At 52.7% G+C, this 24317-nt stretch carries 23 protein-coding genes; 19 read left to right on the forward strand and 4 right to left on the reverse strand.

From position 1 onward, the window contains the following. The first annotated feature begins 111 nt into the window (after positions 1 to 111). Positions 112 to 1071, forward strand: coding sequence for an SDR family oxidoreductase (locus CCY01nite_RS11035; RefSeq protein WP_146861037.1), 960 nt, complete (start codon positions 112 to 114; stop codon positions 1069 to 1071). A 94-nt stretch (positions 1072 to 1165) separates the two neighbouring features. Here the strand turns inward: CCY01nite_RS11035 and hisS are convergent, their stop codons facing one another. Together hisS and CCY01nite_RS11045 are read right to left on the reverse strand one after the other, a co-directional pair. Continuing rightward, on the reverse strand, positions 1166 to 2509 hold the full coding sequence (gene hisS, locus CCY01nite_RS11040; protein ID WP_186831015.1) for a histidine--tRNA ligase: 1344 nt from the start codon (positions 2507 to 2509) through the stop codon (positions 1166 to 1168). A gap of 28 nt (positions 2510 to 2537) precedes the next feature. Beyond that, the gene (locus CCY01nite_RS11045; protein ID WP_146861043.1) at positions 2538 to 2969 is read right to left on the reverse strand and encodes a low molecular weight protein-tyrosine-phosphatase; all 432 of its coding nucleotides are present in this window, start codon (positions 2967 to 2969) and stop codon (positions 2538 to 2540) included. Between the two features lie 530 nt (positions 2970 to 3499). Here CCY01nite_RS11045 and CCY01nite_RS11050 point away from each other — a divergent pair. From CCY01nite_RS11050 to CCY01nite_RS11135, 18 genes are all read left to right on the forward strand, one after another. Beyond that, the gene (locus CCY01nite_RS11050) at positions 3500 to 4423 is read left to right on the forward strand and encodes a substrate-binding domain-containing protein (RefSeq protein ID WP_146861046.1); all 924 of its coding nucleotides are present in this window, start codon (positions 3500 to 3502) and stop codon (positions 4421 to 4423) included. Between the two features lie 35 nt (positions 4424 to 4458). Continuing rightward, a complete protein-coding gene (locus tag CCY01nite_RS11055; RefSeq protein WP_146861049.1) occupies positions 4459 to 6177 on the forward strand; it encodes a tetratricopeptide repeat protein in 1719 nt (572 codons plus the stop codon). A 318-nt stretch (positions 6178 to 6495) separates the two neighbouring features. Next, complete coding sequence (locus tag CCY01nite_RS11060; RefSeq protein ID WP_146861053.1) at positions 6496 to 8229, forward strand: tetratricopeptide repeat protein; 1734 nt, start codon at positions 6496 to 6498, stop codon at positions 8227 to 8229. Positions 8230 to 8472: 243 nt separating this feature from the next. Continuing rightward, positions 8473 to 8868, forward strand: a complete 396-nt coding sequence (locus CCY01nite_RS11065) for an NADH-quinone oxidoreductase subunit A (RefSeq protein ID WP_146861056.1) — start codon at positions 8473 to 8475, stop codon at positions 8866 to 8868. Between the two features lie 108 nt (positions 8869 to 8976). Continuing rightward, positions 8977 to 9504, forward strand: coding sequence for an NADH-quinone oxidoreductase subunit B (locus CCY01nite_RS11070; protein WP_246129908.1), 528 nt, complete (start codon positions 8977 to 8979; stop codon positions 9502 to 9504). 19 nt (positions 9505 to 9523) lie between these two features. Continuing rightward, positions 9524 to 10039, forward strand: a complete 516-nt coding sequence (locus CCY01nite_RS11075) for an NADH-quinone oxidoreductase subunit C (RefSeq protein ID WP_146861062.1) — start codon at positions 9524 to 9526, stop codon at positions 10037 to 10039. Positions 10040 to 10056: 17 nt separating this feature from the next. After that, on the forward strand, positions 10057 to 11274 hold the full coding sequence (locus CCY01nite_RS11080; protein ID WP_146861065.1) for an NADH-quinone oxidoreductase subunit D: 1218 nt from the start codon (positions 10057 to 10059) through the stop codon (positions 11272 to 11274). 85 nt (positions 11275 to 11359) lie between these two features. Further along, a complete protein-coding gene (locus CCY01nite_RS11085; RefSeq protein WP_146861068.1) occupies positions 11360 to 11854 on the forward strand; it encodes an NADH-quinone oxidoreductase subunit NuoE family protein in 495 nt (164 codons plus the stop codon). 231 nt (positions 11855 to 12085) lie between these two features. Beyond that, complete coding sequence (gene nuoF / locus CCY01nite_RS11090) at positions 12086 to 13453, forward strand: NADH-quinone oxidoreductase subunit NuoF (RefSeq protein WP_146861071.1); 1368 nt, start codon at positions 12086 to 12088, stop codon at positions 13451 to 13453. 47 nt (positions 13454 to 13500) lie between these two features. Next, positions 13501 to 14616: an NADH-quinone oxidoreductase subunit G gene (locus tag CCY01nite_RS11095; RefSeq protein ID WP_246129909.1), complete on the forward strand. Its 1116-nt coding sequence runs from the start codon at positions 13501 to 13503 to the stop codon at positions 14614 to 14616. Positions 14617 to 14624: 8 nt separating this feature from the next. After that, entirely contained in the window at positions 14625 to 15674 is a 1050-nt protein-coding gene (nuoH, locus tag CCY01nite_RS11100) for an NADH-quinone oxidoreductase subunit NuoH (RefSeq protein WP_186831016.1), read from the forward strand. A gap of 28 nt (positions 15675 to 15702) precedes the next feature. After that, complete coding sequence (nuoI, locus tag CCY01nite_RS11105; protein WP_146861073.1) at positions 15703 to 16227, forward strand: NADH-quinone oxidoreductase subunit NuoI; 525 nt, start codon at positions 15703 to 15705, stop codon at positions 16225 to 16227. A gap of 15 nt (positions 16228 to 16242) precedes the next feature. Continuing rightward, a complete protein-coding gene (locus CCY01nite_RS11110; protein ID WP_146861076.1) occupies positions 16243 to 16737 on the forward strand; it encodes an NADH-quinone oxidoreductase subunit J family protein in 495 nt (164 codons plus the stop codon). A gap of 10 nt (positions 16738 to 16747) precedes the next feature. Further along, the gene (gene nuoK, locus CCY01nite_RS11115) at positions 16748 to 17065 is read left to right on the forward strand and encodes an NADH-quinone oxidoreductase subunit NuoK (protein WP_146861078.1); all 318 of its coding nucleotides are present in this window, start codon (positions 16748 to 16750) and stop codon (positions 17063 to 17065) included. A 24-nt stretch (positions 17066 to 17089) separates the two neighbouring features. Further along, positions 17090 to 18976, forward strand: a complete 1887-nt coding sequence (gene nuoL, locus CCY01nite_RS11120) for an NADH-quinone oxidoreductase subunit L (RefSeq protein WP_146861081.1) — start codon at positions 17090 to 17092, stop codon at positions 18974 to 18976. A 24-nt stretch (positions 18977 to 19000) separates the two neighbouring features. Next, a complete protein-coding gene (locus CCY01nite_RS11125) occupies positions 19001 to 20446 on the forward strand; it encodes a complex I subunit 4 family protein (RefSeq protein WP_146861084.1) in 1446 nt (481 codons plus the stop codon). A gap of 30 nt (positions 20447 to 20476) precedes the next feature. Next, the gene (locus CCY01nite_RS11130; protein ID WP_146861087.1) at positions 20477 to 21850 is read left to right on the forward strand and encodes an NADH-quinone oxidoreductase subunit N; all 1374 of its coding nucleotides are present in this window, start codon (positions 20477 to 20479) and stop codon (positions 21848 to 21850) included. 204 nt (positions 21851 to 22054) lie between these two features. Next, a complete protein-coding gene (locus CCY01nite_RS11135) occupies positions 22055 to 23329 on the forward strand; it encodes an ABC transporter permease (RefSeq protein WP_146861089.1) in 1275 nt (424 codons plus the stop codon). 268 nt (positions 23330 to 23597) lie between these two features. Here the strand turns inward: CCY01nite_RS11135 and rplI are convergent, their stop codons facing one another. Together rplI and rpsR are read right to left on the reverse strand one after the other, a co-directional pair. Then, positions 23598 to 24044, reverse strand: a complete 447-nt coding sequence (gene rplI / locus CCY01nite_RS11140; RefSeq protein WP_146861092.1) for a 50S ribosomal protein L9 — start codon at positions 24042 to 24044, stop codon at positions 23598 to 23600. 6 nt (positions 24045 to 24050) lie between these two features. Then, the gene (gene rpsR, locus CCY01nite_RS11145; RefSeq protein ID WP_119078554.1) at positions 24051 to 24317 is read right to left on the reverse strand and encodes a 30S ribosomal protein S18; all 267 of its coding nucleotides are present in this window, start codon (positions 24315 to 24317) and stop codon (positions 24051 to 24053) included.

The following is a 24317-nucleotide window of genomic DNA, read 5'->3' on the forward strand; positions in this document are numbered from 1 at the left end:
AAGAGCCTTATCGGGTAACCGGTAAGGCTTTTTTGTTTTTACCCCATCCCACTACGCAAATACCCTGCGCATACAACCCTCATCTTTGCAGGCATCACCCAAACAACATTCATGAAATCATTATCTGGAAAGGTCGCTGTAGTAGCCGGTGCTACACGCGGAGCAGGCCGTGGTATAGCATGCATGCTCGGAGAAGCCGGCGCAACCGTCTATTGCACGGGAAGAAGCACCCGCGGTAACCTTGCATCAGGCGCCAATCGCCCGGAAACCATTGAGGAAACCGCAGAGATGGTAACAGCGCATGGTGGCAAAGGTATCGCCATCAGAACGGACCACAGCGATGAAGAACAGGTCAGGGCATTGTTTGATCACATTGCGAAAGAAGAAGGAACCATCGATATACTTGTAAACGATGTCTGGGGCGGGGACGCGCTAACATCATGGGGAAAACCCTTTTGGGAAGAGAACATGTCCAACGGATTCAAAATGCTGGAACAGGCCATTCATACACACATCCTCACCAGCAAATACGCAGTCCCGCTCATGATCCCCCGAAAGAAAGGTCTGATCATTGAAATCACGGATGGAGACGGATATTTTTACCGCGGCCACCTCTTTTACGACCTGGTTAAAACATCCATCATCCGCCTGGCTTTCGGAATGTCGGAAGAATTATCGCAGCACCATATTACATCCCTGGCGCTCACACCCGGTTTCCTCCGCTCGGAAGCCATGCTGGAGCATTTTGGCGTAACGGAAGCCAATTGGCGGGAAGGCACGAAAGCAGATCCGAACTTTATTGCTTCCGAGACGCCTTACTTTGTTGGTCGTGCAGCGGCGGCGCTGGCCGCGGACGCGGCAGTATTCGCTAAAACGGGCAAGGTGTTCAGCTCCTGGAACCTCTCCGATGAATACGGCTTTACAGATATAGATGGCAATCGCCCGCATTGGCGGAAGTACATTGAACAAACTATTCCGGACTACCAGTATAAACAGTGCGACGATACATTCTACAGCTACTGGCATTTTCCCTCCGGCAAAAAGATCGGCGGAACTACTGCCTGGGAGTGAAATTAAACAGGAACAGATTTACAGGTTGATATATTAAAAGCGAAAGGCGCTGTGTCAACAGCGCCTTTCCTGTAAATGTAAAAATGTAAAAGCATCAAAATCCGAATCCCGCCAATTCCTCCGCTTTGATCGTATACCGCTGCTTTTCCGGAATGTTCTTGATGAAGATCGTATCCGGCGCATGGTCTTCCACATAAGCGATAAAAGGAATGCCGCGCTTTTCGGCATATTTGTACTGCTTGTCCTGTTTAATGTCTTCCGGATACATTTCTACCGCGATGCCCCGGTCACGGACCTGTGTAGCATACCTGAAAACTTCGGCCAGGCGAGCTTCCCCGGGGTGAAAGAAAATAACGCGGGTAGACTCCTGCGCTTCCACGGGGAAAAGCCCGAGCTTTTCCAGCACGTCGTAGATCCTGTCTACCCCAAAAGAAATTCCCACGCCGGAAATCCCCGGCACACCGAAAAGCCCCGTCAGATCATCATAGCGCCCGCCACCGCCGATGCTGCCGATGTTCACGCCCGGAGGCGCTTTCACTTCCACGATCATGCCGGTATAATAATTCAGTCCCCGTGCCAGCGTGAGATCCAGCTGCGGAGGAGATACAAAAGAAGCAAGGTTGCTGTTCAGCACAAAGCGCAGTTCCTCCACGCCTTTCAGCCCGGTTTCAGACGAGGCCAGCAGTTCAGACAACCGTTCCAGCTTTTGCTCGTTCGTACCGGACAGTGAGATGAAGGCCATCGCTTTGTCCGTTTCGGTATCGGTCAGCCCCCGCGTCAGCAATTCCTGCCGCACACCGCTTTCCCCGATCTTGTCCAGTTTGTCGATCGCCACGGTGATGTCCGTCATCAGGTCCGGCCGGCCTACAAGTTCCGCCAGTCCTGCGAGCACCTTGCGGTTGTTGATGCGCAGCTCATACCCCGTCAGTTGCAGATCGGTGAGCACGGTGTCGTATATTTTCAGCAGTTCCACCTCGTTGATCAGGGAATTGCTGCCCACCACGTCCGCATCACACTGATAGAATTCGCGGTAACGCCCGGCCTGCGGCCGGTCGCCGCGCCACACAGGCTGTATCTGGTAGCGCCGGAAGGGAAGCTGCAGCTTGCCATGATTCATGGCCACGTACCGCGCGAAGGGAATGGTGAGATCATATCTCAGTGACTTCTCACAAAGCAGCAGGCTCAGCTCACGGCTGTCTTTCGCCATTTGCGCCTGCCCCAGGATATCGCCGTTATTCAATATTTTAAAGATCAGCCGGTCGCCTTCCTCGCCGTATTTTCCCAGCAGGGTAGAAGTGTTTTCCATCGCCGGCGTTTCCAGCGGCTGAAAACCATATAGCTCGAACGTCTTGCGGATGGTGGCAATAATATAATTGCGCTTCCTTACCACATCCGGCCCAAAATCCCTTGTACCTTGCGGGATGCTTAATTTTGCCATTATAAAGAGAAATGAAGTTGAAGAATAATTATCCTTTCACGATTCGTTCACACGCATCATATATCAGATTGTACACCGGCTCGAACAGTGCGTCGTCATACCAGGGGTCGGGAACAGGCTGCTGGTGTTCCAGCAATAATTGTACCCTCTCCCGGTCCGCTTCCGTCCGCGCTTTGCGCAGCACATCCCGGTAATTGTCCAGGTCCATCACATAGATCCGGTCGAACCGGTCAAAGTCCCCGGCCTGGAACTGCCGCCCGCGAAGCCCGGAAATATCGATCCCGTGTTTCTTCGCCACCCTTACGGAGCGGGCATCCGGCGGATCGCCCACATGCCAGTTGCCCGTACCGGCTGAATCAACTTCCCAGTCCAGATGCCGCTGTTCAGCCAGGTGCCGGAGGATGCCCTCGGCCAGGGGAGAACGGCAGATATTGCCCAGGCAAACCATCAGAATTTTCATCGCTGTTTATTTCTTGTGCAGGGTAAGATGCTGGTTACCAGCTATTTGATATCCTTGCTGGCAGGCATTCCCCGTCTTTTTTCAGAACGCAAACCTACCATTTTTTCGGGTAAACCGGTATGCGTCCCGCGATAATATCCCGCCGCGCTATGGAAATCCGGAACCGCTGCATCTCTTTAGCAGCGCCGCCGCAAAAGACTTTTTAACAAACGAATAAAGTTTTCATAACTAGATGAAAACAATTTTTTTTGTATACTTGTAATTTGCCACCAATGCATCAGGAGAACGAAAATACAAACAAGCGAATGAACGTATCTTATCGCCCGCTCGGCGAGTTGATCAGGGGATTATTCTTTATTCTATTTGGACTATATGCTTTCTTCTCCGAAAAACTGGGTTTCGGTAAACTCAATTTTGAACCTGTTGTGATTTACATCATTGGAGGTCTTCTTTGTGCGTATGGATTATATCGTGTGTACAGGGGTATCAAACAACTTTTTTTTTGATCTGATTATCATTAGACAGTGTGTATGTTTTTAAACATTAAAGACCTGAAGAAGATCTTGTTCGCAGGTTTGACCGCATCAGTAGCGTTGCTGGCATGTAACACCGGTTCTTCCAATAAAGGCGCCGAGCTTGACACGCCCACAAAAGGCACGATCAGGATATCGGTGGATGAAACTTACAAGCCGCTGATAGATTCCGAGATCAAAGTATTCGAATCCCTGTATCCGAAAACGAAGATCATCGCTGAATATAAACCCGAAGCGGATTGCTTCAAGGACCTTTTCAATGACAGCTCCCGGCTGATCATCGTAACAAGGGACCTGAAAGAAGAAGAGAAAGAATATTTCAAGAAAGAAAGAATACGGCCGCAAAGCCTGCAGCTGGCGACAGATGCCATAGCCCTCATCGTCAACCACGCCAACCCGGATTCCATTCTTACGATGGACCAGGTGCGCAAGATCATGAGCGGCGAAGCGGAGAAACCCTGGCAGATCGTTTTCGATAACCAGAACTCCAGCACCGTACGTTTTATACTCGATTCCATCAACAAGGGGAAACCCTTGCCGAAAAATACCATGGCCGCCCAAACGAATCCCGAAGTGATCGACTACGTGGAAAAGAACAAAAATGCGATCGGGGTGATCGGGGTGAACTGGATCTCTGATACCAATGATTCTACGTCGATAGAATTCACCAACCGCATCAGAACAGTGAAAGTACGCGCGGACAACAATACCAGTTTCGTTCAGCCGTACCAGTTTTACATTGGCATGAAAACATACCCGCTTACAAGGGGAATGTTCTTTGTCCTGAAAGAGCCCTATCATGGCCTGGGCGCCGGTTTCGCCACTTTCCTCGGCGGCCAGGAAGGCCAGCTCCTGATAGGCAGATTTAAACTATACCCTGCCAGGCTCAACATCGTCTTCAGGGAAGCCACTTTGAAATAATAAATACTGATAACACAACTAAAACCGGATTGCTCATGAACACGAGGAAAAGTTTATTTGTAGCCATGCTCTGCGTAGCCAACGGAGCCATGGCGCAATCTGTGGAAGATGGTTTGAAAGATTTGTACTATGGCAAATATCAGACCGCGAAGCAGAATCTTGAAAAAGCGATAGCTGCCAAACCAACGGACGACCGCGCGTATTATTACCTGGGTATCGCTGAACTGGGACTGGAAAACAAGGACGGCGCCGCCGCTGCCTTCACAAAAGGACTGACCGCTGTACCGAACTCTCCCTTATTAACTGCCGGCATGGGACGTATCGACCTGCTGAACGGAAAGGCGTCAGACGCAAAACAGAAATTTGAGGCCGCCAGCACAGCTACGGAAGGCCGTAACGGAGATGTAGCCCGCGCTATCGCAGACGCCAGCTCTGAAATCCAGGGCGGTGACCGCGGTTACGCGCTTACTGTGATGGAAACGCTGCTGAACAACGAAGGCCGCAAAAAAAGACATCAATACGAAGCAACAGCAGCCGATTATATCGAACTGGGAGATGCTTACCGTTTCCTCGGTGGAGAGAACGGCGGTAAAGCCATCACCGCTTATGAAAGAGCGCTGGAACTGGATGCCAACAACGCGGAAGCCGTAATGAAGCAAGGGCTGGTGAACTACAACGCCCGCCTGCTGCAGCAAGCGGTGACCGACTGGACCAAAGCCACCAATATGGACGCCAACTATGCTCCCGCATATTTTGAGCTGTACCAGTTCTATATCACACAGAAGAAGGAACAGTTCTCCCTGCCCAACGCTGCAAAGTACCTGCAGAAATATGTGGAAGTAGGCGATCCTTCCGACAAAACAAAGAACGAATACTATCTCGCCGCCATCGCTTTCTACCAGAAAGATTATGACGCCGCGATCAGCAAAGCCAAAGCATTGCTGGCTACCGCCAACGAAGCTTACAAAGGCAAGCTGACCCTGCTGGCTGCCGACGCGCACCTGCAAAAAGGCGATTCCCTCGCCGCCAAAGCACTGATGGACGAGCGCGTGAAAGCAGTGGGTGAAGACAAGCTGGATGCGCTGGACTTCAAACTGCTGAGCGCGATCTACAGCAAGCTGAAACATGCAGACTCCGCTACCAACGCTTCTTACGAAACCCTCGCCGGTACCTACCTCGAGAAATACGCAGAAGCAGATACCGCGAAAGATGCGGAAAAATACCGCTCTGTAGCCGAAGCCTTCAAGGAAATGCGTAACTACGCCAAAACCGCTGAATGGTACGGCAAAACACTGCAGTTCAAAGACAACCCGCGCGCGATCGAAGACCACTTCTTCAAAGGCGTGTACGAATACTATGCAGGTCAATACGGCATGGCTGATACTACCTGGACGGAATTCAGCGTGAAGTATCCTGAACAGGCCAACGGTTACTACTGGAGAGGCATGTCCAACTTCGCACTGGACCAGCAGGCCAAAGAAGGTAAAGCAAAAGAACCCTTTGAAAAATACCTCTCCATGGTAAAACCGGAAGACGAGGCAAAAAGCAAAAGGTTCCTCACCAACGTGTACACCTACATGATGCTGTATTATTATAACCTGGACGATAAGACCAACATGCAGCCTTTCATGGACAAGCTGACGGCTATCGATCCGGCGAATGAAACAGTACGCCAGGTGAAGGAGTACTTCGAATCCGTTGAGAAAGCAGCCAGCAGCAATACCGCTCAGGCGGCTGCCGGCGCTGGTAAATAATCTTGCCACCTTTACGATAAGGACCGGGGCTGACGGGAAGATCAACACTTCCCCGTCAGCCCCGGTTTTTTTATCCCCCCATTGAATTTTAACATTTTATAATGTTTATACCCGCAACCCCCTTCTCCTCCCCGCGAAAGCCTTTATTTTAACGTTTCCTGCATTGTTTATACCGGCGGAATTGAGTAAATTCAGCATACAGGTGAAGCCCCTATGAACCAAAAGCTGCTTTCATTCTGGCATGTTTTTTTGTACAATGAACCCGTACCGGCGTAAAACAACAAGTACCGGTATGTTTAACGGATTAAAACTAAAACCATGAACAAGCGTATCAGTACCGTAATTGCCCTGCTCTTCCTGGCCAGCGGGGTGATGGCTCAGTCAATAGAAGATGGTCTAAAAAAATTATACTATGGCAAGTTCGCCGGGGCTAAGCAGGACTTTGAGAAGATCGTGGCGTCCAAACCCACGGACGACAGAGCCCATTATTACCTGGGCATTGCCGAGCTGGGAATGGAAAACCAGGAAGGCGCCGCGGCTGCTTTCACCAAAGGATTAACAGCAGTACCCAATTCGCCGTTGCTGACGGCGGGGATGGGACGGATAGATCTCCTGAAGGGAGATACCGCGGCGGCGCGCCAGAAATTCGATGCCGCCCTCGCGGGCGTTAAGGGCAAGAACAGTGAAGTGTCCCGGGCAGTGGCCGACGCCAACTCCGAGATTAAGGGAGGCAACAGGGCGTTTGCGCTGACCGTAATGGAAACTTTGCTGAATAACGAAGGCGCCAAAAGAAGAGATGTCTATAACGCCACCGCCGCGGACTATATAGAATTGGGCGATGCCTACCGCGCACTGGGTGGTGAAAACGGCGGTAAGGCCATCAGCGCCTATGAGAAAGCGCTGGAGCTGGAAGCCAATAACGCGGAAGCCGTAATGAAACAGGGGCATGTAAATTATAATGCCAAGTTACTTGAGCAGGCGGTAGGGGATTATGCCAAAGCGGCTTCCCTCGACCCGAATTACGCTCCCGTTTTCTACGAACTGTATCAATTCTACTACACACCGCGGCCCAGGCAGTTCTCACTCGCCAAAGCCAAAGAGAACCTGCAAAAGTACCTCTCGCTGGCAGACCCCGCGGACAAAGTGAAGAACGAATACTACCTCGCCTCCATTATGTTCTTTGACAAGGACTACGACAGCGCGATCGCCAAGGCGCAGGGGCTCATTCCGCAAGCCAACGACGCTTATAAGATGAAGCTGAACCGCCTGATCATAGACGCCAACCTGCAGAAAGGCGATTCCCTGGCGGCGCAAAAGCTGTTTGACGAATATGTGCAGGCCACCGGCGCGGACAAGCTCGAACCGCTGGACTATAAGCTCGGCAGCGAGATCTACGGCCGTATCAAATACCAGGATTCCGCCGCGCAGCAAGGCATAGACCAGAAAGCGCTCGAATACCTGGAAAAATACGCCACATCAGACACCGTGAAAGACCTGGAACGCTATGAAAGCGTGGCCAAGGCTTACCAGGACGCCCGGGTGTTCGACAAAGCCGGCGACTGGTACAAGAAATTCGCGGAGCTGAAAGTAGAGCAGAAGGAAAAGCCCTCCGCACTGGACTACTATAACGTAGGGCTGAACTACTACCGCGCTTCCGCCAGCGAAGCCGGAACAGATTCAGCCATGCTAAATAAGGCCGATTCCGCCTTTGGTCAGTTGGCGACTAACTACCCGGACATCACCACCGGTCACTACTGGCAAGGTATGGCCAATGCCGCCAAGGATGTGGAAGCCAAAACAGGCGTGGCCTTGCCGTATTTTGAGAAGTACATCTCCATGGCGGAAGGCGATCCGGAAAAGAACAAGGCCGGGCTCATCAAGGCATATACCTACCTGATGGTCTATTATTATAATAAGGACGATAAGGCCAACCTCCAGAAATATATGAGCAAACTGGAGCCCCTGGACCCGAACAGCGAACCGGTAAAAGCCATCAAGGAGAACCTGAGCCAGCAGAGCCAGCAGGCGGCACAGCCTAAAGGCACGAAGTAATTATCTGTCAGGAATTTATTTTTCCAAAGACCCGGTCGCAAGACCGGGTCTTTGTGTTAAAAGTACCTTATCCTCAATTGATTAAGCGTTCGTCAGACGCTTTGGAAACCCCGGAAACCCAATACGTCATATCTTATTATATTACATATACAAAAAAAAGATTAGATTTTCCTTCGTCGTGGATTTGAATTGTGCTTTACTTGCAGTATTTTTGCGCTTTCGGACAATTATATTGGGAAGCTTATGTTTTTTGCCTCTGAATTTTTGACTGCTAACAACACTCCTTTCAGTTATTTCCCTATTGTTTTACAACTGATTGCGGCTTTGGGTTTTGTTGGCGTCACCATGATTGCCACCCACTTTTTAGGGCCAAAGCGTAAAACCAGCGACAAGCTGATCAACTTTGAAAGCGGTATCGAGCAAATGGGAAATGCCCGCCAGCCGGTCGCTATCAAGTATTTCCTCACCGCTATTCTTTTTGTATTGTTCGATGTGGAGGTGATCTTCTTCTATCCCTATGCTGTTAATTTCAAGGAGTTGGGATGGAACGGGTTCCTCGCAATGCTTGCATTTGTGGCATTTTTTATGGGGGGATTCTTCTATATCATCAAGAAGGGCGCCCTGAGATGGGAAGATTAATAAGGAAAGTAACTAACTATTAATAAAACACTTTTCCCGGTATGCCGGGAAGAGGATAAGGAGGGTTTAGATATGTCTCGTCCTGTTCAGTTTAACACTAAGGTCAAGATGGTTGAAATGCCGGAAGGATATTCCGGTGAAGGTTTTTTTGCCACTTCTTTCGATAAAGTGATCGGTTTGGCCCGGAAAAACTCAATCTGGCCGTTGCCGTTCGCAACATCCTGCTGCGGTATTGAATTCATGGCCACCATGGCCGCTCACTACGACCTTGCACGTTTCGGTTCCGAGCGTTTGGGCTTTACCCCGCGCCAGTGCGACCTGCTGATGGTCATGGGCACCATCGCCAAAAAAATGGCGCCCGTGTTACGCCAGGTATACCTGCAGATGGCCGAGCCGCGCTGGGTGATCGCCGTAGGCGCCTGCGCCAGCAGCGGCGGTATCTTTGATACCTACTCCGTTTTGCAGGGAATAGACCAGGTAATACCGGTGGATGTGTATGTGCCCGGATGCCCGCCCCGTCCCGAAGCGATCCTGGACGGCGTGATGCGCGTACAGGACCTGGTTGGACAGGAAAGCCTGCGCCGCCGCCATTCGGAACGGTATAAAGACCTGATGAACTCCTACGGAATCCAATAGAAACGATAATAGCTTATACATGTCTTTGACGAACGAGCACATAAAAAACAGGCTGGCAGAGAAGTTTGGCGATGTATTGACAGATTTTGAGGAATCCTTCGGCATGATGTCCTTTCACGCACCGAAAGATCTCAACCTCAAGGTCATGCAGTTCCTCTACGATGAAGAGGACCTCAGATTCCGCTTCCTGTCAGACCTTACTGCTGTGCATTATCCCGACCGCAAAGGAGAGGAGCTGGCGGTAGTATACCACCTGCATAATTTCGTAGATAATGTGCGCCTGCGATTCAAGGTATTTACAGACATCAACGACCCGAAAATATTCACGGCCACACAGATCTTCGCTACCGCGAACTGGATGGAACGTGAAACCTATGATTTCTTCGGGGTTGATTTTGTAGGCCACCCGAACCTGGTGCGCATCCTGAATGTGGATGAAATGGATTACTTCCCTATGCGCAAGGAATTTCCGCTGGAAGACCAGTCCCGCGTGGACAAAGATGATGAAATGTTCGGCCGCGGAGGAAGTATCTGATCAGTTAAAAAATTACTATGTCTGAGCATCAACATATTACACTGCCGGATGGCTCTATTGAGAAGCAGACCAGCACCCTCAACCTGGGACCCACGCACCCTGCTACGCACGGTGTGTTCCAGAACGTGATGGAAATGGACGGAGAGCGCATTGTATCTACTGTTCCCACCGTAGGGTACATTCACCGCGCATTTGAAAAGATCGCGGAACGCCGGCCGTATTACCAGATCACGCCGCTGACGGACCGCCTGAACTACTGTTCGGCGCCCATCAACAACATGGGCTGGCATATGACGGTGGAAAAGCTCCTGGGCATTCAGACGCCCAAGCGCGTGGACTATCTCCGCGTGATCATCATGGAGCTGGCGCGTATCACGGACCACCTGATCTGTAACTCCGTGATCGGGGTAGACAGCGGCGCGTTCACAGGCTTCCTGTACGTGATGCAATACCGTGAGCTGGTGTACGAGATCTATGAAGAGATCTGCGGCTCCCGCCTCACTACCAATATCGGCCGCGTAGGCGGTTTTGAAAGGAATTTCACGCCTGTTGCTTTCCAGAAGATCGAAAAGTTCCTGGCAGAGTATCCGGACGTGCTGAAAGAATTTGAAAACCTTTTCACCCGCAACCGCATCTTCATGGAGCGGACGCAGGGCGTTGGCGCCATCTCCGCGGAAAGAGCCATGAACTACGGCTTCACCGGTCCAAACCTGAGAGCCGCCGGCGTGGATTATGATGTGCGCGTAGCCAATCCGTACAGCTCCTATGAAGATTTTGAGTTCACCATTCCCGTAGGCACCACCGGCGACACGTACGACCGTTTCCTGGTGCGCAACGCGGAAATGTGGCAGAGCCTCAGCATCATCCGCCAGGCGATGGAAAAAGTGAAGGCGCTGCCGGAAGATGTATATCATGCGGACGTGCCCGCTTATTACCTGCCGGATAAAGATGACGTATATACGAAAATGGAAGCTCTCATCTATCACTTCAAGATCGTGATGGGCGAAACCGATATTTTACCGGGCGAGCTGTACCATCCCGTAGAAGGCGCGAACGGCGAACTGGGTTTCTATCTCATCAGCGATGGAGGCCGTTCCCCGTACAGGCTGCACTTCCGCAGGCCCTGCTTCATTTATTACCAGGCCTATCCGGAACTGGTGCAGGGCGCCATGCTCAGCGACGCGATCATTTGCATGAGCTCGCTGAACCTGATCGCGGGAGAGCTGGATGCATAACGGAGATCCTTATACGAATATATCTGTGCGGCCGGCATAACACGCCGCTGGATATTTGAAGATTAACAATAAAGAAGTTTTATAAATGGCCGTTCAATTTTCTGAAGAGAAGCTGAATAAAGTAAAAGAGATCATTGCGCGCTACCCGGAAGGGAAGCAGAAAAGCGCCCTGATTCCGGTGCTGCACCTGGCCCAGGAATCGTTCGGCGGCTGGCTGAGTGCGGAGACGATGGATTATGTGGCTTCCCTGCTGCAGATAGATCCCATCGAAGTGTATGAAGTAGCGACCTTTTACTCCATGTACAACCTGAAGCCGGTGGGCAAGTACCTTTTCGAGGTATGTCATACCGGTCCGTGTATGGTGAGTGGTTCGGATAACATCATCGAATATATTAAAGAAAGACTGGGCATCAATGTGGGTGAAACCACGGCAGATGGCCTTTTTACTTTAAAGACAGTAGAGTGCCTCGGCGCCTGCGGATATGCCCCGATGATGCAGCTGGGCAAGTTCTATAAAGAACATCTGACGAAAGCGAGGGTGGACGAGATCATTGCGGAGTGCAGGGCGAAAGCGAATTAAACACTGCTGCGATGAAGACAAAGAAATGCATCGCGGCCCGCAAATAAATCGGCCGCTGGCCATACAGTTGTGGTGGGATGATGCAGTAACTAACATGGCAAGTGCATCCGGTATTTGTACAACAAAGAAAAAGCCGCTGAAGTGAGTGACACAACGGCGGCCGGCCAAAGCAACAAAAGCTGAAAAAACTATACCGCTCCCGCAAAGGAGCATGATATATAAAGCGAGACAATGGGACGTAAATTACTGTTAGACAAGGCGCATATAGAAGGCATCCGGTATTACGACGTATACCGGAAGAACGGCGGTTATGCCGCTGCTGAAAAGGCCCTGAAAAGCATGAGCCCTGACCTGGTGACGGAAGAAGTGAAGAAAAGCGGCCTGCGTGGCCGTGGTGGCGCGGGATTTCCCACCGGCCTGAAATGGAGCTTCCTGGCAAAACCCGAAGGAGTGCCCCGCTACCTCGTTTGTAACGCGGACGAATCAGAACCCGGTACTTTCAAGGACCGCTACCTGATGGAGTTCATTCCGCACCTGCTCATCGAAGGCTTGCTGATCTCCAGCTTCGCGCTCGGCGCAAACCGTACCTACATCTACATCCGCGGCGAATACGCCTGGATTCCCGATATCCTCGAAGAAGCGATCGCTGAAGCGCACAAGAACGGCTGGCTGGGTAAAAACATCCAGGGCACCGGCTTTGATCTTGATATCTACGTGCAGCGCGGCGCCGGCGCGTACATCTGCGGCGAGGAAACAGCATTGATCGAATCACTGGAAGGCAAGCGCGGCAACCCGCGCATCAAGCCGCCGTTCCCCGCTGTAAAGGGGCTGTGGCAATGCCCCACCGTGGTGAACAACGTGGAAACACTGGCCGCCGTAGTGCCGATCATCAACATCGGCGGCGATGAATACGCCAAATACGGCACCGGGAAATCCACCGGCACCAAGCTCATCTCCGCCTGCGGCAACCTCAACAAGCCCGGCGTATATGAGATAGACATGAGCATCTCCGTAGAAGAATTTATTTATTCCGACGAATACTGCGGCGGCATCCCGAACGGCAAACGCCTGAAGGCATGCATCCCAGGCGGTTCTTCCGTACCCATCCTGCCCGCCAACCTGCTGCTGAAAACAGCCAAAGGCGAACAGCGCATGATGACGTACGAAAGCCTGAACGACGGCGGATTCGCCACCGGCTCCATGATGGGCTCCGGCGGCTTTATTGTGCTGGACGAAGATCAGTGCGTGGTGCGCCACACCATGTCACTCGCCCGCTTCTACCATCACGAAAGCTGCGGCCAGTGCAGCCCCTGCCGCGAAGGTACCGGATGGATGAAAAAAGTATTGCTCAACATAGAGAACGGCAAAGGCAAGGAAAGCGACATCGACCTGCTGTGGGACATCCAGCGCAGGATCGAAGGGAATACTATTTGTCCGCTCGGCGACGCAGCCGCATGGCCCGTGGCCGCTGCCATCCGTCACTTCCGTGATGAGTTCGAATGGCACGTGCGCCACCCGGAAGAAGCTGTGAAACGCAACTTCGGGCTTGCACATTACGCAGATCCCTTGCCGGTAGCAGCTCCAGCTGCTGCTGTTTAATAAAATAATTTTCACCCGGACAGGCCCGGACAGGCTTTTCCGGAGGAATGCAAAGTTTTAGAACAATGGCGGAAGAAAAGAAATTATTCAAGGTTACGATCGATAATATCCCCGTAGAGGTGGAGCCGGGCACTACGATCCTGAACGCTGCCCGCATGATCGGTGGCGATGTGGTGCCGCCCGCAATGTGCTACTATTCCAAGCTGCAGGGCAGCGGCGGTAAATGCCGTACCTGCCTCGTGAAAGTCAGCAAAGGCTCCGATGCCGACCCCCGGCCCATGCCCAAGCTGGTTGCCAGCTGCCGCACCACGGTGATGGACGGCATGGAAGTGGCCAACATCACCTCTCCCGAAGTGCTGGACGCCCGCAAAGGCGTGGTGGAATTCCTGCTGCTCAATCACCCGCTGGATTGTCCCGTGTGCGACCAGGCCGGTGAATGCGACCTGCAGGATCTCAGCTATGAGCACGGCGTATCCTCCACCCGCTACGAATTCAAAAGAAGGACTTTCGACAAAATCGATATAGGCGATCACATCAAGCTGCACATGACGCGCTGCATCCTTTGCTACCGCTGCGTGTTCACGGCAGACCAGCTCACCAACAAACGCGAGCACGGCATACTCGGCCGCGGCGACGCTTCCGAGATCAGCACGTATATCAAAAACTCGCTGGACAATGATTTCATCGGCAACGTGATCGATGTTTGTCCCGTTGGTGCCCTCACAGACCGCACCGCGCGCTTCAAGAACCGCGTATGGTTCCTCAAGCCCGTAGACGCGCATTGCACTTGCGATAAATGTTCCGGCAAAGCCGTGCTCTGGATGCGTGGCGACGAGATCTTCCGCGTAACCGCCCGGAAAGACAAATACGGCGAAGTGGAAGAATTTATCTGCGATACCTGCCGCTTTGAAAGAAAAGATGCGAAAGACTGGGTGATAGAAGGGCCGCGCAAGGTTTCCCGCCACAGCGTGATCTCACAAGGCCATTACGTAGGCACACGCAAACCGCAGGAAACCATCGCCCGTGTGATGGACGGCCGCGCGCCCAAGCTGCTGATGGACATCCACAGCGTGAGCGAGGTGAACATGCCTGCCGTAGATCTCAGCAAGATAGACGGCCCGGCGCATTCGAATGACTTTCCTAAAAACAATGGTGCTCAATAACGCGAGATATGAACGTACACTTATTAGCAATAGACTGGTTTTTTGTAATCGAAAAGATACTGCTCATATCAGCGGTGCTGGCCGTTTCACTGGTCATCGCGATGTATTCCACCTGGGGCGAGCGTAAAGTGGCCGCCTGGATCCAGGACCGCCGCGGTCCCAACCGCGCAGGCCCCTTCGGCCTGCTGCAACCGCTGGCGGACGGCGGCAAGCTCTTCTTCAAGGAAGAGATCATCCCCGCCACGGCCAACAAATTCCTCTTCGTGCTCGGCCCTTCCATGGCCATGCTCACAGCCTGCCTCACCAGCGCCGTGATCCCCTGGGGCGATGTGCTGAACATCGGCGGTAAAGACATCAGCCTCCAGATCGCGGACGTGAACATCGGCGTACTGTGGATCATGGCCGTTGTAGGCATGGGCGTGTACGGCATCATGATCGGCGGATGGGCTTCCAACAACAAATTCTCGCTGATGGCCGCCTGCCGCGGTGCATCACAGGTGATATCTTACGAACTGCCGATGGGACTTTCCCTCATCGCGCTGTTCATGCTGAGCGGCTCACTTAGCCTGAAAGACATCGTGGAGCAGCAGCGGGAGGGACTGTGGTACGTGGTATTGCAGCCGATAGGATTCCTCATCTTCCTGATCTGCGCCTTCGCGGAATGTAACCGTACCCCGTTCGACCTTCCCGAAGCGGAGAACGAGCTGAACGGCGGTTACCACCTGGAATACTCTTCCATGAAGCTCGGCTTCTACCTCTTCGCGGAATACATCAACATGTTCATCAGCTCCGCGCTGATGGCCACGCTGTATTTCGGCGGGTACAGCTTCCCGTATATGGACAGCCTGGGGCTTAGTCCCAACCTGGTGACCATCCTCGGCATCTGTGCATTATTCCTGAAAACATTCGCTTTCATCTTCTTCTTCATGTGGGTACGGTGGACGCTGCCGCGTTTCCGTTACGACCAGCTGATGAAGCTCGGATGGAAAGTATTGATACCCCTGGCATTGCTGAACATGCTCATCACCGGAGCAGTGGTATTGTACCGCCAGGGCTGATTGTAAAACGAACGAAACTTATTTATATATGCAGACATTAACGAACAGGGCGCAGCAGGTAGACAGGAGGCCCATGACATTCTGGGAGAAGCTGTACCTGCCCGCCATTGCAAAAGGCATGGGCATCACCCTTTCGCATATATTCTCAAAGAAGGCAACGGTCAATTACCCGGAAGAAACACGCCCCTTCAGCCCGGTGTTCCGCGGCCTGCACGTGCTGAACCGGGATGAGGAAGGACGCGAGCGCTGCACCGCCTGCGGACTGTGCGCCGTGGCTTGTCCAGCCGAAGCCATTACGATGGAAGCGGCGGAACGCAAGGAAGGAGAGGAGCACCTGTACCGCGAAGAGAAGTACGCCGCGCGTTACGAGATCAACATGCTGCGCTGCATTTTCTGTGGTTTCTGTGAAGAAGCCTGCCCGAAACAGGCGATCTATATGACGGAAACCTTTGCCCCGGCCAATTACCAGCGTAAAGGATTCATTTATGGAAAAGATGATCTGCTGATCCCTGATCCCAAGCATCCGGTAACTGTAAACAAGAAAGAACAATAGACAGCAATGGGAACAATGAGTACTGAACTAATGATCTTCATCCTGCTTTCGGCGATCGCCATTGCTTCCGCACTGGGCGTGATCCTGAGCAAGAATCCCGTCAACAGCGTATTGAACATGATCATCTGCTTTGTGGCCATCGCCGGGCATTACATCATGCTGAATGCGCAATTCCTGTTTGTGGTACACCTCATCGTATACACCGGCGCTATCATGGTGCTGTTCCTGTTCGTGCTGATGATGATGAACCTGAATGCGGACATTGAGCCGCAGAAACGCAACTGGCTGAAATATGCCGGCGCTATCAGCGGCGGCGCGCTGTTGCTGGTACTGGTAGGCGCCCTGCGCGAAGCAAGCCTGCCCGCTGTACAGGCCGGCTCCGCTACGGACATCGGGCTGATCGCCAACCTGGGTAAAACATTGTTCACCAGTTATGTAGTGCCGTTCGAGCTGAGCAGCGTGCTGTTCCTCAGTGCCATGGTAGGTGCGGTTGTCATTGGTAAAAAATAAAATCATTTTCATGCCGGTTCAATATTACATTTTCTTGAGTATCGCCCTTTTCTGCATAGGCGTCATGGGCGTGTTGATGCGCAGGAACGCGATCATCATCTTCATGTGCATAGAGCTGATGCTGAATGCTGTGAACCTTCTGCTGGTAGCCTTTTCCAAAATGTGGGTGGATGCCGGCCGGATCGATGCGGACGCCGCGCAGCTCTTCGTGTTCTTTGTAATGGTCGTGGCCGCGGCGGAAGTGTCTGTAGGGCTCGCCATCATCGTGATGATGTACCGCAACACCCATTCGGTGGATATCAATATTCTCAGCAGGCTGAAAAACTAAGGATTTAAAAAATAGTATAGATCGATGATACATCTTGTATGGCTGGTTCCGTTCTTACCATTATTAGGATTCCTGATCAATGGACTGGGCCGAAAATATTTGCCCAAATCACTGACAGGCGTTGTAGGCAGCGGTAGTGTGCTGGCGGCTTTTGTGATCAGCCTCCTTATCTTCTTTGAAGTACGGCAACCGGGTTTCACCCCGCAGGTAGTAACACTGTTCGATTTTATCAATGTGGGCTCGCTCCACATTCCCTTCGCCTTCCAGGTAGACCAGCTGAGCGCCCTGTTCCTGCTGATCATCACCGGCGTAGGCTCCCTCATTCACATTTACTCTACTTCCTACATGCACGAGGAAAGTAACGAAGGCTTCGCCCGTTACTTCGCATACCTCAACCTGTTCGTGTTCTCCATGCTCATCCTGGTACTGGGCGCCAACTATGTGATGATGTTCATCGGGTGGGAAGGCGTAGGGCTCTGCTCTTACCTGCTGATCGGCTTCTGGTTCAGGAACATCAACTTCAACAAGGCCGCTAACAAGGCGTTCATCATGAACCGCATCGGCGACCTCGGTTTCCTGCTCGGCATCTTCCTGATGATCCAGCAATTCGGTTCCGTTACTTTCTCTGAAGTATTTGAAAAAGTACCCGCACTCGGCGAAGGCAGCATCATCCTGTTCGCTATTGCCATGCTGCTCTTCGTAGGCGCCATGGGTAAGTCCGCGCAGGTGCCGCTGTACACCTGGCTGCCGGACGCGATGGCCGGTCCCACCCCGGTATCCGCCCTCATCCACGCCGCTACCATGGTTACCGCCGGTATCTATATGGTAGCCCGCAGCAACGTGCTCTATTCCCTCGCCCCCTACATCCAGGCCATCATCGCCATCGTAGGTGTGGTCACCGCTTTGCTGGCGGCTTCCATCGCACTGAAACAAAACGATATTAAAAAAGTGCTGGCCTACTCCACCGTGAGCCAGCTCGGCTATATGTTCCTCGCACTCGGCACCGGCGCTTACACCGCCGCCGTGTTCCATGTGATGACGCACGCCTTCTTCAAAGCCTTGCTGTTCCTCGGCTCCGGCTCCGTGATACATGCCATGGGCGGCGAGCAGGACATCCGTAAAATGGGCGGCCTCAAAAAATGGATGCCCGTTACCAACATCACTTTCCTGATCGGATGCCTTGCCATTGCAGGCATACCCGGTCTTTCCGGTTTCTTCTCGAAAGACGAAATACTCGCGAACGCTTTCGGCTATAACAAGGTGATCTATGCGCTGGCCCTGATCGGCGCGCTGATGACCGCCTTCTATATGTTCCGTTTATACTACATCACTTTCAGCGGTAAGTTCCGTGGCACACACGAGCAGGAACACCACCTGCACGAAAGTCCCGCAGCCATCACGCTGCCCCTGATCATCCTGGCCGTATTGTCCGTGATCGGCGGTTATGTGGGCCTGCCCGAAGTTTTCGGCGCACCGCACCTGCTGCATGAATACCTTTCACCTGTACTCGTGTCCGAGCACCCGCACCACCTGGACCATACGCTGGAATGGGGACTGATGGGCCTGAGCACCGTGCTGGTGATCGTGATGATCTTCATCGCCCGCGGCAAATTCAGCAGGTATGAAGATACCGGCGCGGAAAACACCGGCATCGCGAAAGTGCTGGAAAACAAATGGTATGTGGACGAGCTGTACGATGCCATCATTGTAAAACCTTTGCTGGTGCTCAGCCGCTTCTTCCGCGACGGCATTGAACGGTCAGGCATCGACGCGCTGGTGAACGGCGTAGGCAGGGGCGTGAAATGGGGCGGCGGCCGCATCCGGCTGTTGCAGAACGGACAGGTAGGCTTTTACATCTTTGCCATGGTCATCGGAATGATCGTGTTGTTTGTGATCAGTTTGTTTTTATAATCGATAGCGGATTAAGATAAAGATATGTTGACAGTATTACTCATATTGATTCCCCTGATAACGGGCCTGATCACGTTCGGGCTGAAAGGCGCCGGAGCGAAAGCGCTGAGCCTGTTGTCGTCTTTTGCCACGCTGGTGATCGCGGTAATTGCCTGGCAGCAGGCAGCTACGGCACCGGAAACATTGCAGTTCGTTGCTGAATGGATTCCCCAGCTGGGCAGTCAATTTAATGTAGGATTGGATGGAATGGGCGCCATGTTATGCCTGCTCACCGCCGTTTCTTTTCCGCTGATCTTCATCACCGTGTACGGCAGGGAGTACGACCGTCCCGGTGCTTTTTACGGCCTCCTGCTGTTGTCGCAGGCCGGGCTGATCGGTGTGTTCACCGCTTATGACGCGCTGCTGTTCTACGTATTCTGGGAACTGGCGCTGATACCCGTATACTTCCTTTGCTCCATGTGGGGCGGAGAAAGGGCCATCCCCGTTACTTTCAAATTCTTTGTATACACCTTCGCCGGTTCACTGCTGATGCTCACCGGTATTATTTATATCTACACCCAAACACCGGAGCATTCCTTCAGCTGGACCGCCTTCACGGCTTTGCAGCCCGGTTCCACGGAGCAATCCTGGCTCTTCTGGCTGTTCTTCGTGGCCTTCGCCATCAAGATGCCCGTGTTTCCTTTCCATACCTGGCAACCGGACACCTATGAGCAGTCGCCCACGCCCGTTACAATGGTGCTGAGCGGCATCATGGTGAAGATGGGCCTGTTCGGCGTCATCCGCTGGCTGCTGCCCGTACTGCCGCAGGGCGTTTACATATGGCAGGAAGCCGCGATCGTTTTAAGCGTCATCGGCATCATCTACGCTTCCTGCATCGCTATTGTGCAGACCGACCTGAAACGCCTGATCGCTTATTCCTCCATCGCGCACATCGGCCTGATGAGCGCCGCCATCTTTGCGAACAACGAGCAGAGCATGCAGGGGGTACAGGTGCAGATGTTCAACCACGGTATTAATATTATCGGTTTGTGGATGATCGTGGAAGTGATACAGAACAGGCTGAACATTAAGAATATGCAGGAAATGGGCGGCATTGCCACCCATGCGCCGAAACTCGCCATCGCCCTCGTGATCGTTAGCCTCGCCAATATCGCGCTGCCGCTGACCAACGGCTTCATCGGGGAGTTCCTCATGTTTAGCGGACTGTTCCAGTACAATGCCTGGTTCGCCGCCATCGCCGCTGTAGCCATCATCCTGGCCGCCGTGTACATGCTGAACATGCTGCAGAAAGTGATCTTCGGCGAAGCCAATGCGCTGACCTCCACCACGGCCGACCTGAAAACAGGAGAGCTGCTGGCTATCAGCGTGGTGATCGTGATCATTTTTGTTTTGGGCGTATATCCGAAACCGTTATTGGAGCTGGTGGACAGCACAACGGCGATGGTGAATGCCGCCGCATGGGTGAAATAATTTAAAATAGAGATTCTGTAACGCTAAGATATGAACGCATTAATTTCTACTGCTGTATTTGGGATTGTACTGATGTTTGTGGGGCTGTTCGTAAAGAACAAACAGCAAATCAAATATTTCGCCATCGCCGGCACCATCATTGCCTTCATCGCCAACTGGTACGACGGGCAACTGGCCGGCGGCAGCAGCACTATCCTGCACGGCATGATCGAAGTGAGCCGCCTCTCCGTGCTGTTCAACGCAGTAGCCATCGGCTCCACATTCCTGTACTTCGTGCTGTGCGGCAGCTCGTTTGAAAAAGTAGGGGACGATGTGGCGGATTATTTTGCGCTGGTGTTTTTTATCCTCGCGGGGATCACGCTCACCGCATCTTTCAGCAACCTGCTGATGCTGTTCCTTGCCATCGAGATCATTTCCATTCCGCAATACATCCTGGCCGGCGCTGATAAAAAGAACCTGAAAAGCAACGAAGCCTCCCTGAAATATTTCCTGATGGGTTCCTTCACCACCGGCATCCTGCTGATGGGCATCGCGCTGATCTATGGCGCCACCGGTTCTTTCAACATCTACGAAATGGGCCTCGGCACCGGGGACCTTTCCCCGCTGGCATTGTGCGGCATCATCCTGCTGGGCTTTGCGCTGGCTTTCAAAGTATCCGCCGTGCCTTTCCACTTCTGGACACCGGACGTGTACGACGGCTCGCCTACCGTATTCACCGCCTTTATGGCTACGGTGGTAAAGGCTGCCGGGTTCATTGCTTTCCTGCGCCTCTTCCAGGTGAGCTTCACCGGCGGCGGACTGGAGCATCACTGGCAGCTGATCATTGCGCTGATCACCGCGGCCACGCTGCTGATCGGCAATTTCACCGCCGTGTTCCAGCAGAGCGTGAAAAGAATGCTGGCCTATTCCAGTATCGCGCAGGCGGGTTTCATGCTGTTCACGATCGTTTCTTCGAACGAAACCGCTACCCAGGGCATCATTCTGTATTCCATCGCCTATAGCGTGGCTACCATCGGCATTTTCGCCATCCTCCTGAAAATGAAGGATTATACATTCGACGGCTATAACGGCCTCGCCCGCCGGCAACCGCTGCTGGCGCTGGTGAATACCATCTTCCTGCTTTCCCTCGCCGGCATACCGCTGACCGCCGGGTTTTTCGCGAAGTATTTCGTGCTCACCGCGGCCGTCCAGCAGGGACAGCTGCTGTGGCTGGTGATACTGGCTGTATTGTGCGCCGCTATCAGCGCCTATTACTATTTCCGGGTGATCATCGCCATGTATTTCAAAACCGGCGATGCGGAAACATTGCCCATCACGGCTGGCTTCCGCAGCGTGCTCGTGATCGGCGCGGCAGTGATCATCCTGCTGGGGGTGTTCCCGAACCTGGTGCTGCAATTCCTTTGATCGCATTAATTTGTATGAAGATATTCCCGGTTACGTGCTGTAGCCGGGATTTTTTTTGGCGGCCACCAGATCGGTTTGCCGGTGATACTTGCTTCATCCACCTGCCCGGAAAGCCGCCTGTTTCTGAATATTTTTGCACCCCCGTTCATCCCATCCCCTGTTTTTTGAAAGCGGAATTACATTAACTTTACTGTAACCGTAGTTATGCAATTAAGAGATACCTTTTCCCTCGCTATGCGCTCCATCAGCGCCAACCGCTTACGCGCGGGGCTGACCATTTCCATTATTGCCTTCGGCATCATGGCGCTGGTGGGTATCCTCACTGCTATAGACACCATGAAGAGCAAGATCTACGACAGCTTTGCCAGCATGGGCGCCAACGGCTTTTCCATCCGCAACCGTGAACTGAACATCCGCATCGGCGGGCCGGGCAAAGCTACCCGCGGCTCCAACCGCAAAATGCGCGTACGCAGCTCCAACCGCAACGCCGTCATCACTTTTGACGAAGCGATGAAATTCAAGGAACGCTACAACTTCCCCGCTACGGTGGGCGTGCAGTTCCGCGCCGGCGGCGGTATGACGGTCTACCACGGCGATGCCAAGACCAACCCCACCGTGCAGGTGATCGGCGGAGATGACAACTATCTTAAACTTTCGAACTACGAACTGTCCATGGGCCGCAATTTTAACCAGGCGGACCTGGAATCGGGGCGTAACGTGGCGATACTCGGGAACGATGTGGTGAAAAAGATCTTTGGAGAACGGCCGGAAAATGCGCTCAACTCCAATGTGCGGGTGGGGAACGTGCGGTACCGGGTCATCGGGATACTTAAAACGAAAGGCAGCAGTAACCTCTTCAGCGCGGACAATGTGGTGGTAACAACCGTAGCCAACACCCGCCGCGTGTTCAACCGTCCCAATGCCAGCTACCAGGTAAACGTGAATGTGGATGATATTTCGATGATAGAAGCGGCCATCGGGGAAGCGACCGGCACGTTCCGCATCATCCGGAAGATGACCACGGATGAAGAAAATAATTTCTACATGAGCCGCAGCGACAGTGTGGCCGAGATGCTTTTCAAAAGCCTCGGCACGATCACGCTGGCCGCCGCGCTGATAGGGCTGATCACGCTCTTTGGCTCCGCTATCGGGTTGATGAACATCATGCTGGTATCTGTGGCCGAGCGTACCCGCGAGATTGGGGTGAACAAGGCGCTTGGCGCTACAGCGCCCACCATCCGGCAGCAGTTTGTATTTGAAGCGATCATTATCAGTGTGCTTGGGGGAGTGTTGGGCACTTTCCTGGGGATGATGGTCGGTAACCTGATGTCGTTGTTGCTGGGATCGAGCTTTGTGATACCCTGGGTGTGGATCACTGTTGGTATTTTATCCTGCGCCGCCGTCGGCCTTGTTTCTGGTATATATCCGGCGATCAAGGCGTCCAAACTGGACCCGATCGTTGCTTTGCGTTATGAATAATGTAACAGCGCCGGGGCTCCGGCGCTATTTTTCCCTTTTTTTAAGATGGTTGTGGGTCCAGATGTTTCCCGCTAAGGAAAGCACAAGGCATCAATTGCTTCACACATTTCGTTGCTGTGGAAGGCGCGGCGTGTCGTTTGGTTCCGCTGTCAGGGAAGGCGCGGGCGGGTTTGTTTGCAAGCCGTTTCAGCGCATCAATATTCGGCGGCAGGCATAAAAAAAGGGTTGTTCCTTTCGAAACAACCCTTCGGTAATATCAGCAGGCTGATTACTCTGCCACCACTTCAAATTCCAGCTCGGCGTCATTGCCTTTGCCAAAATCGAGGCGGGCTTTGTAAGAACCCAGTTCTTTTACGTCACCGAGAATATGGATGCGACGGCGGTCGATCTCATATCCTTTTTGTTCTTTGATAGCACGGGCGATCTGTACGCCGGTAACACTACCGAAGATCTTGCCGGAAGTGCCGGTTTTGGCACCGATCTTCACAGGAGAAGCTTTGAGCACTTCTACCACCTGCGCGATCTCGGCCAACATTTTCTCTTCCTTCACTTTCGCAACTTTCAGGCGCTCGTTCAGCTGCTTCATGTTGGAATTGCTCGCTTCAACGGCAAACTTTTGAGGGATCAGGAAGTTCCTGGCGTAACCGTTCTTCACGTTTACCAGTTCATTCTTCTGGCCCAGATTGTCTACGTCTTGTATTAAGATTACTTGCATTGTTTCTTACTTTAAAAGGTCAGTAACATAAGGCAATAAAGCCATTTGACGGGCTTTTTTAATAGCCTCGGCTACCTTGCGCTGGAATTTCAGCGAGTTGCCGGTGATACGGCGAGGCAGCATCTTGCCCTGATCGTTCAGGAATTTTTTCAGAAACTCGGCATCCTTGTAATCTACATACTTGATACCCAATTTCTTGAAGCGGCAGTATTTTTTCTGGCGCTTCTCTTGCTTAACCGCGGTTAAGTACTTGATCTCTTGTTTAACTGCCAT

Origin of the sequence: Chitinophaga cymbidii, from assembly GCF_007992715.1 — a bacterium.
GTDB lineage: Bacteria > Bacteroidota > Bacteroidia > Chitinophagales > Chitinophagaceae > Chitinophaga > Chitinophaga cymbidii.

Coding starts and splice junctions, on each gene's coding strand:
- CCY01nite_RS11035 (WP_146861037.1), top strand. CDS start 112: ATGAAATCATTATCTGGAAAGGTCGCTGTAGTAGCCGGTGCTACACGC.
- hisS (WP_186831015.1), bottom strand. CDS start 2,509: ATGGCAAAATTAAGCATCCCGCAAGGTACAAGGGATTTTGGGCCGGAT.
- CCY01nite_RS11045 (WP_146861043.1), bottom strand. CDS start 2,969: ATGAAAATTCTGATGGTTTGCCTGGGCAATATCTGCCGTTCTCCCCTG.
- CCY01nite_RS11050 (WP_146861046.1), top strand. CDS start 3,500: ATGTTTTTAAACATTAAAGACCTGAAGAAGATCTTGTTCGCAGGTTTG.
- CCY01nite_RS11055 (WP_146861049.1), top strand. CDS start 4,459: ATGAACACGAGGAAAAGTTTATTTGTAGCCATGCTCTGCGTAGCCAAC.
- CCY01nite_RS11060 (WP_146861053.1), top strand. CDS start 6,496: ATGAACAAGCGTATCAGTACCGTAATTGCCCTGCTCTTCCTGGCCAGC.
- CCY01nite_RS11065 (WP_146861056.1), top strand. CDS start 8,473: ATGTTTTTTGCCTCTGAATTTTTGACTGCTAACAACACTCCTTTCAGT.
- CCY01nite_RS11070 (WP_246129908.1), top strand. CDS start 8,977: ATGGTTGAAATGCCGGAAGGATATTCCGGTGAAGGTTTTTTTGCCACT.
- CCY01nite_RS11075 (WP_146861062.1), top strand. CDS start 9,524: ATGTCTTTGACGAACGAGCACATAAAAAACAGGCTGGCAGAGAAGTTT.
- CCY01nite_RS11080 (WP_146861065.1), top strand. CDS start 10,057: ATGTCTGAGCATCAACATATTACACTGCCGGATGGCTCTATTGAGAAG.
- CCY01nite_RS11085 (WP_146861068.1), top strand. CDS start 11,360: ATGGCCGTTCAATTTTCTGAAGAGAAGCTGAATAAAGTAAAAGAGATC.
- nuoF (WP_146861071.1), top strand. CDS start 12,086: ATGGGACGTAAATTACTGTTAGACAAGGCGCATATAGAAGGCATCCGG.
- CCY01nite_RS11095 (WP_246129909.1), top strand. CDS start 13,501: ATGCAAAGTTTTAGAACAATGGCGGAAGAAAAGAAATTATTCAAGGTT.
- nuoH (WP_186831016.1), top strand. CDS start 14,625: ATGAACGTACACTTATTAGCAATAGACTGGTTTTTTGTAATCGAAAAG.
- nuoI (WP_146861073.1), top strand. CDS start 15,703: ATGCAGACATTAACGAACAGGGCGCAGCAGGTAGACAGGAGGCCCATG.
- CCY01nite_RS11110 (WP_146861076.1), top strand. CDS start 16,243: ATGAGTACTGAACTAATGATCTTCATCCTGCTTTCGGCGATCGCCATT.
- nuoK (WP_146861078.1), top strand. CDS start 16,748: ATGCCGGTTCAATATTACATTTTCTTGAGTATCGCCCTTTTCTGCATA.
- nuoL (WP_146861081.1), top strand. CDS start 17,090: ATGATACATCTTGTATGGCTGGTTCCGTTCTTACCATTATTAGGATTC.
- CCY01nite_RS11125 (WP_146861084.1), top strand. CDS start 19,001: ATGTTGACAGTATTACTCATATTGATTCCCCTGATAACGGGCCTGATC.
- CCY01nite_RS11130 (WP_146861087.1), top strand. CDS start 20,477: ATGAACGCATTAATTTCTACTGCTGTATTTGGGATTGTACTGATGTTT.
- CCY01nite_RS11135 (WP_146861089.1), top strand. CDS start 22,055: ATGCAATTAAGAGATACCTTTTCCCTCGCTATGCGCTCCATCAGCGCC.
- rplI (WP_146861092.1), bottom strand. CDS start 24,044: ATGCAAGTAATCTTAATACAAGACGTAGACAATCTGGGCCAGAAGAAT.
- rpsR (WP_119078554.1), bottom strand. CDS start 24,317: ATGGCAGTTAAACAAGAGATCAAGTACTTAACCGCGGTTAAGCAAGAG.